Raw genomic sequence first — 14,932 nt, 5'->3', positions numbered from 1 at the left:
AGCATAAGGAGCATTATCCCCCTATGCCTCTTTAATCCATAATTTATTTTATACTGTTTTCATCCACCCAAGAAAAGGCCTTATCAAGACGGTTATCAATACCTTGCTCAAAGTTCGATTGGTTAAATTCAACTTCAATATCAGGAACGCACCCCTCTCCTTCATGAGAAACTCCGTTGATATCAACAATCTGTGCAAAAGGTGTATATACCTGCGAAATGTACTTGCCGACTGTGAATTGCCCTGCATTTAATTCAAGGAATGTTGAACCAAGCGTACCTTGACCTCCGAAAGTTGTTGCCCCTATATGACACCCTTTAGGCATGCTCTTTGCAAGAAAAACTGTCATTTCAGCATTTGACACGCTGTAGCAGTTAGTTAATACCGCAAAAGGCTTGTTATATAGATGGGTTGCATCGGTGTTATTATATACTGAAGACATGTTTTCTGCCTCAGGATAGACATATACTGGAAGGAGTCCGGAGAAGTCCAGCCTGTTGTCTCCTGTCTTTGTCTTCTGATAGCCGAAGAGTTGCTTTTCCTTCATGATGTCACCAAAAAGATACTCCCTATCAAGATTGTATCCGCCTCCGTTACTCCTAATATCAACGATCATACCCTTTGCATTAGGATTTGCCTTGATATCGTGAAATGAAGAAAGATACTCATATACTCCAGGCTTTGTTTTCTCATCCTCTACATATCCTGTAATAAAAAAGTCTGAGAAGCAAGTGTACACGATATCTGATGGTATATTCTCATTTGCTTTTGAAAGACCTGCAAAGTGAATTGATTCAATATCTGTATTGTAAATATGTGTTCCATCAGGATTTGTTGCATCTTTCAAAGTATTTTTCAGAACTATCATTAGTGTCCAGGAAGAGAAGCAGTCATTAACCTTCCCACTACTCCCAATTACTTCCGCTGTGTTGTAATACGTTACATTGCCCCAGCTTCTTGTCACCGTCGTTCCTATCGGATAACGACTAGAATAAAGCAGTATGGTTTTACCTTCTGCATTTATAAAGTCAGAGTGGTTCTTAATATCTGTTTTCAGATTATGGCTTGCATCACGAAAACTAAATCCAAAGTCATATGCTAGGATATTATATGCATTTTCTCTCATTGCTTCCGGTGGAAGATATTGAATGACATTTATTAGAGAACCATCTTCGTAGTTTTCATTGAAAATGTCATCATCACTCGTACCGGTTCTCTTTGCAAGTCTAATGAACCCAGGTGAGATATTAAAAGCCTTTATTCCTTGTATATCGTCCTCCAGATTCAGTGTAACAGAAAGGTGTCCATCGGAAAGACCTTTAACGATATCAAAGAAGTAGCGTGCAGCCTTTTCATTTTTTTCTTCATCATTTTCGTATTTTCCAAGATCCTTAAAGAGTGGGAGATAAGTTCTGTAAACATTATCCCAATCAGTTTTGTCTACATCCCAGAATACGTAGTTTTCGTTCATACCGTGCCAGAAGCCTAAGAAGATACCTTCCCAGGTGCCATCATCTGAATACTCGTAAGGCATCTTCTGCTTGAAGTCACCGCTACATGATGTGAAAAGAACCGCAATTAAAAGTAATAGCGTTATAATCTTTCTCATTCTGCACCTCCAATCAAGAATCTCATTCCGGCTTCAGCGCGGAACGTGCTGTTATGCCTTACCACACGGCTAATCTGGTAGTCAGATGAAAGGTCTGTAATTGAGATATCATATACTCCTCTTAGGAACATCACTGTTCTTGATATCTCCACTTCCACACCTGCAGTGAAGATAAAGCCGAACTCAAACCTGTTATCTGCCTTATTAAAGCTATGAAATCCAGATACTGTATCATACTTTCCTTCACCGTTTAGGCCAACAGAAGAGTTATAAGGGCTGTCAGTCCTGTAAGAGTGTGCCCAAATGCCTATATAAGGTCCTGCCGAAGCAACTGCCGACACTGTAGAGTTTGTGATAGAAAAGCTCAGTGACAGTGGAATTTCTACAAAACCATTTATCTGCTTTTGTGAAAACGTCAAGGTTTCTGAATCAGTACGGAGTGTCTTGGACCAAGTGAAGTTTTTCTGAACATATGTAATTCCTGTTTCAACACTGAAGAAATCATTCACCTTATAGTTAACAGGGATGGAAATGGAAAATCCGTTACCATTCTCATATCCCGTATCGATTCTATATCCCTTCTGATAAAGGACTGCATTGTTGCTATAGCCAGAGGAAAAGCCGATGCTCCATGTCCCATCAGGAGATGCCCACAGAGTGAACATTAACGTAAGAAGTAAAAATAGAGTAATGAGCTTCCTCATTTAATTACCTCCATATAATATATAATATCATTCAAATAAAGCTCTTTATCGCATCACTTTTGTTATCAAGTTTTATACTATAAAAATAAAAAATACTCGATTATTAAAAGAGAAAAAAGATTAAGAATGTGTAGCAATTAAAATAATAGCTACTAAATTAAAGAAGTATCTTTACTTAATACATTAATAAACAAATATCCGGAGATAAAGGATATTGACTCAAGTCATTTGCTAAAGTGTTGATAAATTAATCTTTTGGGATTAAAAATACACTCATAAAATATGAATACTGGATTAATAGCACTAATAATTGTTTTAGCTATCATCGTAACATCTGTGCTTACAAAGAGATGTACTGAGTCACTAATAATCGGTTCTATGATAGCTGCCTTCTTCTTATGGGGACCTAAGAGCTTTTTAGCCAACTGGGCATCGATGCTCCAGAGAGAGGTTTCAGAAAATGTCTGGATTATCTTAGTATGCGGCCTTTTTGGCTCCTTGATAGTCTTATTGCGAGCATCGAAAGGAAGCTTCGGATTTTCAAAAGTGGTAACTAAAATATGCAACACCCAAAGAAAAACTATGTTAATGTCATTTCTCATGGGTATTGTCATTTTTGTTGATGACTACCTCAACGTGCTCTCAATCGGTGTATGCATAAAAAATGTATATGATGACAGAAAGCTTCCTAGAGAGTCACTTGCCTATTTGCTTGATGCCACCGGGGCACCGGTTTGTGTTCTGTTACCCTTTTCAACATGGGCAGCATTTTATGCATCCCTATTTTTTGAAGAAGAGAGTGTGCAGGCGCTTGGATACCCTACAGGAATGCATACATATATACATGCAATTCCCTTTTTCTTCTATCCAATGTTCTGTCTTTTAATTGTATTTCTTTTTGCTGTAGGTGCAATGCCAAAGCTTGGTGCTATGAAAAAAGCATTTCAAAGGGTAGAAACCACTGGTAAGGTATATTCCGATGCATCTAGAAAGTATAATCACGAGGAGTCAAAAGGATTTGAGGAAGATGGAAACATATGGGATTTTGTAATCCCAATGGTTGTTCTTGTTGCAGTATCTATCTTGGCAAAAAATCTTTTAATGGCTGTAATTGTATCATTGTGTGTATGCTTCATTCTTTATGTACCAAGAAAAGTAGTCACCTTGGATGATTTTCTAAATCGAGTAATCAAGGGATTTGCTGAGATGTTACCAGTCCTCTTTTTGCTTATAGTCTCTTTTGTCCTAGTTGGAATTTGTGACAAAATGAATATGACAGCCTTTGTCTTGGACGTATTTACACCTTTGTTAAAGGGTGCATTTTTCCCTATGACAGCATTTATTTTAGTGTCTTCATTGTGTTTTGCTACCGGTTCTCTTTGGGGAATGAGTGCTATTGTTGCACCGATTCTATTTCCTGTAGGAGCAGCTATCGGAGCTAATCCATTACTTATTATGGCAGCCATTGTATCAGGCGGTGCCTTCGGCTCCCATGCCTGCTTCTATACAGATGCAACTCTGCTATCATCCCAAGCCTCGGGAATTGACAATTTAGAGCATGCAATTTCCCAGCTGCCATATGTATCTATTGGGGCAGCGTTGACATGTATCAGCTTCTTGATATGTGGATTCATGATATAAAAAGGATTTACTAGAGGTATGAGTGAAATAAAGTATGTAATTACAATTGAGAGACAGTTTGGAAGCATGGGACAACCGATTGCAAGAAAGCTCTCTGAGCTACTTGGGATAAAGTGCTATGATAATGAAATAATAGCTGCGGCAGCTAAGATGCTTAATATACCAGTATCACTTGTCGATGACAATGAAGAGTCTGCCATTTCACAAAGTGGTTGGTTTAAACATATGAATTTTCCACAAAAACTATCTTCTGCTAGTGACATACAGAATAGAATATTTAATTCTCAACAGGAAATTATAAGATCTCTTGCAAAAAAGGAGAGCTGCATTATTGTAGGACGATGTGCAGATTTTGCCCTTGAGGATATGGATAATGTTGTTAATATCTATATCTATGCGCCATACGATGTACGATTAATGCATTGTGTGAATGATTTAAAATTGGAGGAAGCTGTAGCTAAGAAAACTATAATGGAATTGGATAAGGCAAGAGATGCATATCATTTAAACTACGCTGGGTATAAGCCCGCAGATCCCTTACATAAAGATATTTTAATTAATTCAGATTTTTTGGGAATTGAAAAAACAGCCAAGTTACTAGCTGAGGCTATAAAGAAGAAATTCAACGTTCAAGGATAAGCTAAAATCGCTAAAGGAGCTATTAATTCTATACTTCAAAGCTAAAACACAAGCTCGATTGCTTTGTTTACTATAAAAAATAAAGCGGTAGGCGGGAATCGAACCCGTATCCTCGGCTTGGGAAGCCAACATAATAACCACTATACTACTACCGCATATGGTAATAATACCAAATTTATATCAAAAAATCACTCTAGAGGAGGATATATTGCAAGAAGTCTTGCAGCCTCCTTTACTATTAAGCCAAGAGTAATAGCATCAAGGCTATTAAAATGCACATCATAGCGTCTAAAGGTCACACTACTCTCTCCATATGGATCTACAGTAGAAAGCTTTCCTCCTAAGAATCTAGGGTCTTCCTTAGATAGCATATCATCAAAGTAACAGCACCATTCGAACTCTCTCTCCTGATCCTCACTTACTATTGCTTCTGGGTTTCCAAGAAGTGAAAAGCTTAATAGAGCATTACGACTATCATCTCCATCTCTTGAGATTTCAATATACATTACTGCCTTTTCATCATCATAAAGATAGCACCCATTTCTATCTATCTTTACAGTGCCAAAGCGGTAGCTATCAAAGCCCTCACTAGTTAAAACCTCCTCACTCATTTTTAACCAGTAATCACGGTATGAGGAGGAAAATGGTAGCTCACTCTTACTTTGCTCATAGGTTTTTAATCCCATATTTTTAGAAACCATATCGAGTAAAACATCATCAGAGCTTTCTGCTAAATAGCAAAATAGCTCGTAAGAGGCATGCATAAAGTAAAGCTTGTCAAAGCGAGGCGCATTGATGTATTTAGAAAAAAGCTTATTTAGCTTCTCTGCGACCTTTTCATCAAGGAGGAGCTTTCCTCTTTTTTCATCATCTAGCCTTTGTACTTCAGCTAAAATAGCCGAGGGCATTAGCTCTCGGCCATCTAGAATATAGTAATTATCCTTCTTAGAAAACGACATAATTAAAGTAAAGCATCGATATCGAATTCAGCCATTATAGCTGGCATTGAGCAGCCCCATGATTCAAGAACCTGTGGGTGAACCTCACCAAATAAGCCTACCTCAACATTATTTACTAATACCTTAGCAGCTCTACCAGGGATAAATCTTCCATCATTTTCTACAGCTTGGAGTGTGTACTCTTTATTTAGGAAGTACATCAATGTATTAACATATGAAATTGCTTCATTGAAGCCTACCTGGTTATCACTAGACATAAAGCCAAGGTGGTTTTTAGTAACAGTTCCACTGTTATCATTCTCATCCTTATAAACTACCTTACCAATTTCAAAGATGTTATGAGGATATTGAGCATGACCAGAAACACTCTCACTCTCTAAAAGTGAAGGTAGAACAGAAGGTCTTACTACCTCATAGTTCTCACTCATTGGGTTAGCAATAAATACTACCTTCTCATCAGAGATGTGCATGTTATCAACATATTCCTTTCTTGAGCCAAGGTAGTTGTACATCATCTCCTGGAAGCCTAAGCCAACCATTAAGCGCTTAACCTTTCTAGAATACTCTTCAGCAGGTGATAGAGAGCCCTTAGTGAACTCAGCAGATAATACTGGAGCGAAGTTAAGTAGGCCATGACCAATCATGATATCCTCTACGATATCAGCTGCATGTAAAAAGTCATTTCTATACTCAGGAACCTTTACTGTGATAACACCATCATTAATTGAGCTATCAACACCCATGTTAGTAAGAGCAGCCTTACACTCATCCTCTGTGAGTTCCTCACCTAGAGTTTTTCTTGCATATGCAATATCACAGCTCTGAGAGGACTGGAAGTAATATGGAACTGTTATCTCACTTCCATACTTTGTTTCTTTAGCAAACTTTACTCTTACAGGAAGAATTTCAAAGCCCATATCAGCCATATCGCAGGATAGGATTGAAGCTGTAAGAAGAAGGTCATCAAGGATAGGACCTGAAAGCTCGATAAAGAGATTTTCATCACCAACCTCAACAGCACCGATCTTTGCACTGTTAATTACAGGTGGAAATGAAAGTGTCTCGCCCTTATCATCATAAAGGTATGGGAAAAGAGGCTTATCACTTACGATATATCCATATTCCTTACCCTTTGGATGCTTTTCACAAATCTCTCTAAGAGAGAGCTCCTCAGTCATACCAAGTGGAACAAATCTTGTTTTATCAGGATCTGCACCACAGTAGTGAACAGGATATGTGATTAAATCACTTCTATAAATACCAAGAGCAATAGTCTTTCTCTTTCTACCGAAGTTAGAGCAAAGCTTTTCCTGACTCTGGATTAAGGTTAATAGAATCTCCTCTGTTACCTTACAACCCTTAGCTGCAAAGGCAATTGAGTAATCACGAATACCAAGAGCAGAAGCATCATCGATGATACATCTATTGCCGCTATCCTTAACATCATCCTTAGTAGAGAAGAAGTTATACTCATACTTCTTTCCACTCTCATAGGTTCTGAGAGCTCTAGCAACACCAGCAGCAGACCAAAGGTCTGGGCGGTTTGTATCATTTAACTCAATTTTAAGCTTATCACCCTCACGTCCATCAAGCTCAGCTTTAGCAACAGGGAAGATATCTACAAGCTCATCATCTGTATATCTCTTTCCACAAAGGCTGTAGAATAGATTCTCATGTGTTTCAATCTTTGGCATTAGTTTCCTCTCCTCATTCTTACGCTCTCGATATCTGGAGTAAAGAGTTCTCTAAGGTCATTTAGACCAAGATGCATTAGAGCCATTCTATCGATACCAAGGCCCCAAGCAAGTACAGGTACATCAAGTCCCATAGCTCTTGTAACCTCAGGACGGAAGATACCACTTCCTCCAAGCTCAAACCAACCAAGCTTAGGGTGCTTAATGTGTACCTCAATACTAGGTTCTGTGAATGGGAAATATCCTGGTACGTATTTTACTTCCTCAGCACCTGCAACCTCTTCAGCAAACATCTTTAATAAGCCAAGAAGGTTTCTAAGATTTACATCCTTACCAACAACGATACCCTCTGTCTGATAGAAATCTGCACCATGAGTTGCATCTACCTGGTCATATCTGAAGCAGCGAGCAACACCAAAGTACTTTCCTGGTACCTTTGCCTTTGGAAGCTGGTGTGCTGATAGTACAGTACCCTGGCTTCTCATTACTTGGCGGCGTGTAAATTCGTGGTCGAAGGTATATCCCCAGCCTCTAGAGCCTGTGTCCCCACCATCCTCATGAGTTTTAGCAACTCTACTAAGCCATGGCTCCTCAATTTCTTTACAATGTACTGGGTCCTTAATGTAATAAACATCATGGATATCACGTGCAGAGTGGAACTGAGGCATGAAGAGTGCATCGCCATTCCAGAACTCATTTTCAACGAGTGGTCCATCAAATTCCTCAAAGCCTAAGGAAACAAGCTTATCCTTTACCCACATTAGGTAATCACCATAGGCATTAGTTCTACCAGGAATAATTCTACTTACTGGAGCATTTAAGCCATATGGGCGGAAGGTACCATTCTTCCAAGATCCACTTTGAATCATTTGAGGTGTTAAAAGACCAAACTCCTCACCTGTGATATTTGCCTTTAAAAGTGCGTCCTTTACCTCTTGTCCATCAGAAGTAAGAGTATAAGTTACATCTTCCTTTTCAACATATTTGAATGTAGAAGCTGCAGCTCCTCTTTTCTTTGCTAAGCCCTTAATTGCATTCTTCTCTTCCTTAGTAAGATCAGCTTCCATCAAAGGAGCATTTAGAGCCTTATTAATTAATGCTCTTGCAATTACAACATCATTAGGAAGGGAATCTGAAATAAGCTCAGCCTTTCTTTCTCCATTAAGAGCTGCACATTTAGCGCCAGAGAGCTGACCAAAGGAAGAACCAACATCACTCTGCTCAAGAGATAAACTAGCTGCAATCTCAGGAAGAGTATGTGCGCCATTTTCCTTTAAGAAAGTAAAAATTCTTTCAACAGGAAGACCTAATTCTGCTTGACTTTTACCTGTGTCTGTAAGCTCATAAAAAGCATATTTGACTCTATTTTTCTCAACGATTAAACCCTTTGCAGAGAGCCAACTGAATGCCTGGTTGCACTGTCCAACCTTGTAATCGAGCTCCTTAATAATGCGTTCAGCGGTGATATCCTCACCCATTTTTACTGCTCTAAGAAGTCTGACTTCAAGTGGATGCAGATTCTTTACATCGATATCCATAAAAATGTTCTCCATTTTATTAACAAAACAAGTACATCCATATTAAATAGATTTAACAAAAATTAAAAGTATCACACATAAAGAATTCTTTTCAAAATGTAGAAATGATTTCAACTAGCTTGTCCTTTTGAGGAACTACCGCTCTTTCTAGCTCTCTTGAGAAAGGAATAGGAGTATCCTCTCCTGAGATACATTTAATAGAACTCTTTAAGGCCTTAAAGCACTCCTCATCACAGGAAATTAGGGCTGCAATAGTAGCCATTACAGAGCCCATAAAGGAAGGATCCTCTACAAGAAGTACCTTACCAGTCTTTATAACACTTTTTTTAATTGTTTCAAAATCTATTGGCCTTAGTGATAGCAAATCTATATGATCTACCTTTCTATTACTCTCACTTAAAGCCTTTTTGACTGTAAGTGTTGCTCTTGAATAGGAGATAATTGTCATCTCATCCCCAGTTGAGAGCAGCTGGGCCTTTCCAATTGGGAATGAAGCTAAGGAGTCTCCACACTCACCTGAAAAGCCGTAAAGAGCCTTATGCTCTAAGTAAAGTACAGGATCTGGGTCCTCATAAGCACTCTTTAATAGAGCTTTAGCAGTAAATGGATCTGATGGAGCAACAATCTTTAAGCCAGGAATATTTAAAAACATTCCCTCTAAGGATTGTGTATGCTGTGAGCCATGTCCTGTGCCAGAGCCTATTGGAGCTCTAATAACCATTGGACATGATAGCTGTCCTGCTGACATATATCTTATTTTAGCTGCATGATTTACAAGACCATCACTTGCAAGAGTTAAGAAATCACCATACATAATCTCTTCAATAACTCTCTCACCCATAATACCTGCACCGACAGCAACACCAGTGAAGGCCTCCTCGCTTACGGGAGTTTCTAAAATATTCTCACTAAACTCATTATATAGAGGTCCTGTAACGCCAAAGCAGCCACCATACTTACCAACATCTTCCCCTATTAAGGTTGCTTTTTCATCTCTTAGAATCTCACTAAGAGCTTCTCTAATTGCTAAGCGATACGTTGAAGGATGCATTCCACTTTTATGAACCTTAATATCAGGAGCTGTGCCATAAACATATTCCTTAGTCTCCTCTAGTGTTAACACCTCATCCTTCTTCTCAAAGGCTCTATTAAATTCTGAGTCTACAAATTCTCTAACCTTACTTCTTAGCTCTCTAATAGTATTTCTATCCATGTAGAGCTTTCGCTCATAGGCAGTAAGAGGATCCTTTTCCTTCCACTTCTTCTCCTCTTCCTCGCTTCTATAAACTCTTTTATCACTCTTTGAGTGTCCACAGTAGCGATATGTATCGACCTCTACAAATACAGGCTCACTATTATTAATCATATAGGCTCGTGCCTTTTTAACTGTATCATAGACTGCATCGTAATCATTACCGTCACACTTAAAGGCCTTCATAGAGTAGCCCTTAGCTCTAGAGGAGATATCTGGAGTACTAATCATTCTTTCTGCAGAGGCACTCATTCCATAGTGATTATTTTCACAATAAAACATTACAGGAAGGTTCCATACAGATGCAAGGTTCATACACTCATGCAAAACACCTCTACTAGTTGCACCATCTCCTAAGATAGCTACTGCAATTGAGCTCTTCTTTTGCTTTCTAAGAGCAAAGGCAATTCCACAGGCAATAGCAATTCCTGAGCCGACTACAGCTGAGGAGCCCGCATTATTACTCGCCTTATCTGTCATATGCATAGAGCCACCAAGCCCCTTACATAGGCCATGCTTACTACCAAGCATCTCTGAAAACATTTTATAAATTGATGAGCCTCTAGCTATATTAAAGCCATGTGTACGATGAGTTGGAACAATCCAATCAGAACGATCTAGTGCTGAGCATAGGCCAAAATGGCTGGCCTCCTGTCCAATATTTAAATGGGTAGTACCATACATGATGCCCTTATCAAAGAGCTCTTGTATTTTTTCCTCAAAAAAACGAGAAAGATACATCCCAACGAGTATCTCTGTATTATCAGTCATTCACTTTCCCCAGATGTAGAGTCTTTCAAAAGATAAATTCATAATACATCTCCATTAATATGTTTGCAATATTCTCTTATTTTACTCTTTTATAAATAAACTTTTTTCAATAATATATTCACGTAATCAAACAAAGGAGTTTATTAATGGCTAAATCACTAACGATTCCACCACTAACAGAGGACCTAGCTCAGGTATTAATTGATGCTGATACAATCAATCGTAGAGTCACAGAGCTTGCTATCCAGATTAACAACGATTACAGAGATATTACTGAACCTTTAATACTCATTGGCGTATTGAAAGGTTCTTTTATTTTCCTCTCTGATCTATGTCGTAAGCTTACTATTCCTCATGTCGTAGATTTTATCGCTATCTCATCCTATGGTAATAAAGGTGAAGTCCAAGGTAACGTAAGAATGCTTATGGATATTAGAGAAGACATGGCAGGTCGCGATGTATTAATTGTTGAGGATATTCTTGATAGTGGTAATACACTTGCATATTTGCAGAGAAACTTTGCAACTAGAGGTGCTAAATCTGTTAGAATAGCAACCTTCCTCGATAAGCCTGAAAGACATAAAATTGACTTAAAGCTTGATTACATGGGATTTACCATTCCTGATGTATGGGTTGTAGGGTATGGCCTTGACTATAAAGAGAAGTATAGAACACTACCTTACATCGCAGAGATGTATCCAGTTCACTAAGCTAAAGGAGTAATATAATGGACGCTGATAAGTTCTATGTTAGCTATAACACAGTTCATAAGCTAGTAAAGGGTCTTGCAGAAAAAATTAATGCAAGCGGTTTTGATCCAGATGTTATTGTTGCAATTGGTTCTGGCGGTTTTATCCCAGCAAGAATGATTAAAACATTTATTAATAGACCAATTTATGCTGTTGGTATTTCATACTATGGAATGGATAATAAGCATAAAACACATCCTACAAAGATTCAGTGGATTGATGAGGTAGCTGAGCAGCTTAAGGGAAAGAAGATCCTATTAATCGATGAGGTTGATGATACTAGAGCAACTCTTGCATATTGCGTTGGAGAGCTTTTAAGCTATGAGCCAGAGGAAATAGCAGTTCTCGTATTACATAATAAGCTAAAGAAAAAGGATGTAGAGTTTCCACCAGAGATTAAGAGATACTATCCAGCACTCGAAATTGAGGATATGTGGATTAAATATCCATGGGATGCTATAGATATAGACGAACATACAGCTTGTGAGGCTGAGATGTTAAAGAATATTAATAAGTAGTATACAAGGAGGTCCAAGACCTCCTTATATCTTTTTATACATAAGGAATAAAAGAAGATGAGTAATGTTACAGCAGTAGTAGGTGTTCAGTGGGGAGATGAAGGTAAAGGACGTGTTGTCGATTACCTTGCTAAAGATGCAGAGATGGTTATCCGCTTCCAGGGCGGTGACAATGCTGGTCACACAGTAATCAATGATAAGGGTAAATTTGCTCTACATATCATTCCATCTGGAGTATTCAACGATGATACAATGAATATCGTAGGAGCTGGCACAGTAGTAAACTTTACTACAATGCAGCAGGAGATTGAGAACATCGAGAAGGTAACAGGAGAAAAGGTAACTAATGTATTTATCGATGAAAGAGCTCATTTAATTATGCCTTACCACACTCTACTTGATGGTGCAGAGGAGAGTAAGAGATCCTCAGATCAGAAAATTGGTACTACCAAGAGAGGTATTGGCCCTTGCTACAGCGATAAGGGTGCTCGTATGGGAATTAGAGCGGGAGATTTAAAGGATGAAGCTTGGCTTAAGAAGAGAATTGAGCTTTTACTCCCTAAAAAGAATAGAGACCTTGAGTACTATGGCTTAAAGACCTTTACAGTTGAGGAATTAATGGATGTATGTAAGGCTTGGAAGGATAGATTTGGCGATTACATCATCGATACAGTTCCAATCATTAGAGAGGCTATTGAATCTGAAAAGAAGATTCTTCTTGAGGGTCAGCTTGGTATCATGAGAGATAACGACTGGGGTATTTATCCATATACAACATCATCAAACCCAACATCAGCAGGTGCATGTGTAGGTGCAGGAATTGCTCCAAGATACATTAACAAGGTAGTTGGTGTTGTAAAGGCATACTCAACAAGTGTTGGTGGTGGCCCATACATGACAGAGCTTTTTGATAGTGATGGTGATAAGCTCAGAGATATTGGTGGAGAGTATGGAGCAACAACAGGTCGCCCAAGACGCTGTGGCTGGTTAGATTTAGTAGCGGCTGACTACGCTTGCTACATGAATGGAATTACAGATTTAGCACTTACCAAGCTCGATGTATTAGATAGCTTTGAAAAAATTAAGGTTTGTACTGGCTATATGATTAATGGAGAATACTATACATATCTTCCAAACACACTACTTCAGGAGCAGGCTAAACCTATTTATGAGGAGTGGGAAGGCTGGATGTGTGATACAAGTAAGTGCAGAACCTGGGATGAGCTCCCTCAGAAGGCAAAGGATTATGTCCTCATGATCGAGGAGAAGCTTGGCACACACATTACTTTTATCTCTGTAGGCCCAGAGAGAGACCAGCTTATTATCAGATAGGAGTTTTATGAACACATTTACACACGATACATTCATATCCCCATTCACTTGGCGCTATGGCTCTGATGAGATGAAGGAGATTTACTCTGAGGTCCATAAAAGAAAGCTCCTTAGACGCCTTTGGATCGCCCTCGCTAAGGCTGAGGCTAAGGCGGGCTTAGTTACAGAGGAGCAAATTAAAGAGCTTGAAGAGCATAAGGATGATATCGATATAGAAAGAGCGACTGAAATCGAGAATGAAATTAAGCATGATCTAATGGCAGAAATTAAGACCTATGCAGAGCAATGTCCTAAGGCGGGTGCTATCATCCACCTTGGAGCAACTAGCATGGATGTTTTAGATAACATGGATGCAGTTAGATTAAAGGAAGCTCTTGGATTAATACTCACTCGCTTAAATACTCTTATTGAGGAATTTAAAAGAAAGGTAGATGAGTATAAGGATGTACCATGTATGGCCTTTACACATCTTCAGCCAGCTGAGATCACAACTGTTGGATATCGCTTTGCTCAAACCCTTCAGGATTTAATTGATGATAGAAAGGAGCTAGAAATAACTCTTAAGTCAATTAGAGGAAAGGGTATGAAGGGTGCCGTAGGTACTGCAGCAAGCTATTGTGAGCTAGTTAAGGGCTCAAATATTTCTGCTATTGAGCTTGAAAAGGCTGTTATGGATGAGGTTGGTCTTGAGGCCTACGATGCAGCAACTCAAATATATACAAGAAAGCAGGATTTAAGAGTAGTTGCAGCTCTCTCAAGTCTCTGTGCAACAATGTATAAATTTGCAGCAGACTTCAGAATAATGCAGTCTCCTCCTATTGGTGAGTGGTCTGAGCCATTTGGCAAAAAGCAGGTTGGCTCATCTGCAATGCCATTTAAGAGAAATCCAATAAACTGTGAAAAAATTGATTCCCTCACTCGCTTTGTCTCAGCACAGTACAATGTCGCTTGGCAAAACAGTGTAACAACCTTTCTAGAGAGAACCTTAGATGATTCAGCAAATAGAAGAATACTCCTTCCTGAAAGCTTCTTAGCAACAGAGGAAGCTCTTCTTACTCTTACTAAGGTAGTTGCAGGAATGCAAATTCATCAGACAGGTATCAATCGTCTTATGTCCTCCTATGGCCTATTTAGTGCAACAGAAAGACTATTAATGGAGCTTGGAAAGAGAGGAGCAAATCGACAGGAGATGCATGAGGTTATCAGAGAGGAAAGTCTCAGAGCCTGGGCAGATGTTCAAAATGGTAAGGAAAATAGATTACTTGAATATCTATCAGGTAGAGATGAAATTAAAGCCTTTATGAATGATGATGAAATAAAAGCCTTTATGGATGCTTCTCTTTATACGGGAGACGCGAAAAAACGTTGTGAATTAGTTCTATCTAGAGCTTAAAGCTATGGGGCTGTTGCACGAGCCTTTAAAAACAAATAGTGCTAAATGAAAAAGAGGCGAATGCGAGCATATAAGCGAGCATTCGCCTTCAATTTTGTCCAAAATATCAATAAATTAATACATGATGTAAATA

The 14,932-nt window shown here is 38.8% G+C and carries 12 protein-coding genes and 1 tRNA gene; 6 read left to right on the top strand and 7 right to left on the bottom strand.

Features of this window, described 5'->3' with window-relative positions; all coding sequences use genetic code 11:
• Nucleotides 1–43: 43 nt before the first annotated feature.
• Nucleotides 44–1,609: a S41 family peptidase gene (locus FYJ80_RS09860; protein WP_154426443.1), complete on the bottom strand. Its 1,566-nt coding sequence runs from the start codon at nucleotides 1,607–1,609 to the stop codon at nucleotides 44–46.
• Nucleotides 1,606–2,313, bottom strand: coding sequence for an outer membrane beta-barrel protein (locus tag FYJ80_RS09855; protein ID WP_154426441.1), 708 nt, complete (start codon nucleotides 2,311–2,313; stop codon nucleotides 1,606–1,608). Before FYJ80_RS09855 ends, FYJ80_RS09860 begins: the two co-directional genes overlap by 4 nt.
• Nucleotides 2,314–2,595: 282 nt before the next feature.
• Between FYJ80_RS09855 and FYJ80_RS09850 the strand changes: the two genes are divergently transcribed.
• Both FYJ80_RS09850 and FYJ80_RS09845 read left to right on the top strand, forming a co-directional pair.
• A complete protein-coding gene (locus FYJ80_RS09850; protein ID WP_154426439.1) occupies nucleotides 2,596–3,954 on the top strand; it encodes a Na+/H+ antiporter NhaC family protein in 1,359 nt (452 codons plus the stop codon).
• An 18-nt stretch (nucleotides 3,955–3,972) separates the two neighbouring features.
• Complete coding sequence (locus FYJ80_RS09845) at nucleotides 3,973–4,593, top strand: cytidylate kinase-like family protein (RefSeq protein ID WP_154426437.1); 621 nt, start codon at nucleotides 3,973–3,975, stop codon at nucleotides 4,591–4,593.
• Between the two features lie 83 nt (nucleotides 4,594–4,676).
• On the opposite strand, the gene FYJ80_RS09840 is transcribed toward FYJ80_RS09845, so the two are convergent.
• The 5 genes from FYJ80_RS09840 to FYJ80_RS09820 all read right to left on the bottom strand — a co-directional run bounded on the left by FYJ80_RS09840 (nucleotide 4,677) and on the right by FYJ80_RS09820 (nucleotide 10,807).
• A tRNA-Gly gene (locus FYJ80_RS09840) sits at nucleotides 4,677–4,748 on the bottom strand.
• 33 nt (nucleotides 4,749–4,781) lie between these two features.
• The gene (locus FYJ80_RS09835; protein WP_154426435.1) at nucleotides 4,782–5,552 is read right to left on the bottom strand and encodes a hypothetical protein; all 771 of its coding nucleotides are present in this window, start codon (nucleotides 5,550–5,552) and stop codon (nucleotides 4,782–4,784) included.
• 2 nt (nucleotides 5,553–5,554) lie between these two features.
• Nucleotides 5,555–7,246 carry a phenylalanine--tRNA ligase subunit beta gene (gene pheT, locus FYJ80_RS09830; protein ID WP_154426433.1) on the bottom strand — a complete coding sequence of 564 codons (1,692 nt, stop codon included), beginning with the start codon at nucleotides 7,244–7,246 and terminating at the stop codon, nucleotides 5,555–5,557.
• Entirely contained in the window at nucleotides 7,246–8,784 is a 1,539-nt protein-coding gene (gene pheS, locus FYJ80_RS09825) for a phenylalanine--tRNA ligase subunit alpha (RefSeq protein WP_154426431.1), read from the bottom strand. Before pheS ends, pheT begins: the two co-directional genes overlap by 1 nt.
• A gap of 91 nt (nucleotides 8,785–8,875) precedes the next feature.
• On the bottom strand, nucleotides 8,876–10,807 hold the full coding sequence (locus tag FYJ80_RS09820; protein WP_154426429.1) for a dehydrogenase E1 component subunit alpha/beta: 1,932 nt from the start codon (nucleotides 10,805–10,807) through the stop codon (nucleotides 8,876–8,878).
• A gap of 146 nt (nucleotides 10,808–10,953) precedes the next feature.
• Here FYJ80_RS09820 and hpt point away from each other — a divergent pair, with 146 nt between their 5' ends.
• The 4 genes from hpt to purB are packed head-to-tail and all read left to right on the top strand — an operon-like array spanning nucleotide 10,954 to nucleotide 14,799.
• The gene (gene hpt, locus FYJ80_RS09815) at nucleotides 10,954–11,517 is read left to right on the top strand and encodes a hypoxanthine phosphoribosyltransferase (RefSeq protein WP_154426427.1); all 564 of its coding nucleotides are present in this window, start codon (nucleotides 10,954–10,956) and stop codon (nucleotides 11,515–11,517) included.
• Between the two features lie 17 nt (nucleotides 11,518–11,534).
• Nucleotides 11,535–12,074, top strand: coding sequence for a phosphoribosyltransferase (locus FYJ80_RS09810; protein WP_154426425.1), 540 nt, complete (start codon nucleotides 11,535–11,537; stop codon nucleotides 12,072–12,074).
• 57 nt (nucleotides 12,075–12,131) lie between these two features.
• Entirely contained in the window at nucleotides 12,132–13,406 is a 1,275-nt protein-coding gene (locus tag FYJ80_RS09805) for an adenylosuccinate synthase (protein WP_154426423.1), read from the top strand.
• 7 nt (nucleotides 13,407–13,413) lie between these two features.
• On the top strand, nucleotides 13,414–14,799 hold the full coding sequence (gene purB / locus FYJ80_RS09800) for an adenylosuccinate lyase (RefSeq protein ID WP_154426421.1): 1,386 nt from the start codon (nucleotides 13,414–13,416) through the stop codon (nucleotides 14,797–14,799).
• Nucleotides 14,800–14,932 lie beyond the last annotated feature (133 nt).

This window comes from Bullifex porci, from assembly GCF_009695635.1.
GTDB lineage: Bacteria > Spirochaetota > Spirochaetia > Sphaerochaetales > Sphaerochaetaceae > Bullifex > Bullifex porci.
This window is presented reverse-complemented; position numbering and strand designations above follow the sequence as displayed.

What these genes read in the sequence shown, in the direction of transcription:
- hpt (WP_154426427.1), top strand. Translation starts at nt 10,954, where the DNA reads ATGGCTAAATCACTAACGATTCCACCACTAACAGAGGACCTAGCTCAG.
- FYJ80_RS09805 (WP_154426423.1), top strand. Translation starts at nt 12,132, where the DNA reads ATGAGTAATGTTACAGCAGTAGTAGGTGTTCAGTGGGGAGATGAAGGT.
- purB (WP_154426421.1), top strand. Translation starts at nt 13,414, where the DNA reads ATGAACACATTTACACACGATACATTCATATCCCCATTCACTTGGCGC.
- pheT (WP_154426433.1), bottom strand. Translation starts at nt 7,246, where the DNA reads ATGCCAAAGATTGAAACACATGAGAATCTATTCTACAGCCTTTGTGGA.
- FYJ80_RS09845 (WP_154426437.1), top strand. Translation starts at nt 3,973, where the DNA reads ATGAGTGAAATAAAGTATGTAATTACAATTGAGAGACAGTTTGGAAGC.
- FYJ80_RS09855 (WP_154426441.1), bottom strand. Translation starts at nt 2,313, where the DNA reads ATGAGGAAGCTCATTACTCTATTTTTACTTCTTACGTTAATGTTCACT.
- pheS (WP_154426431.1), bottom strand. Translation starts at nt 8,784, where the DNA reads ATGGATATCGATGTAAAGAATCTGCATCCACTTGAAGTCAGACTTCTT.
- FYJ80_RS09820 (WP_154426429.1), bottom strand. Translation starts at nt 10,807, where the DNA reads ATGACTGATAATACAGAGATACTCGTTGGGATGTATCTTTCTCGTTTT.
- FYJ80_RS09810 (WP_154426425.1), top strand. Translation starts at nt 11,535, where the DNA reads ATGGACGCTGATAAGTTCTATGTTAGCTATAACACAGTTCATAAGCTA.
- FYJ80_RS09850 (WP_154426439.1), top strand. Translation starts at nt 2,596, where the DNA reads ATGAATACTGGATTAATAGCACTAATAATTGTTTTAGCTATCATCGTA.
- FYJ80_RS09860 (WP_154426443.1), bottom strand. Translation starts at nt 1,609, where the DNA reads ATGAGAAAGATTATAACGCTATTACTTTTAATTGCGGTTCTTTTCACA.
- FYJ80_RS09835 (WP_154426435.1), bottom strand. Translation starts at nt 5,552, where the DNA reads ATGTCGTTTTCTAAGAAGGATAATTACTATATTCTAGATGGCCGAGAG.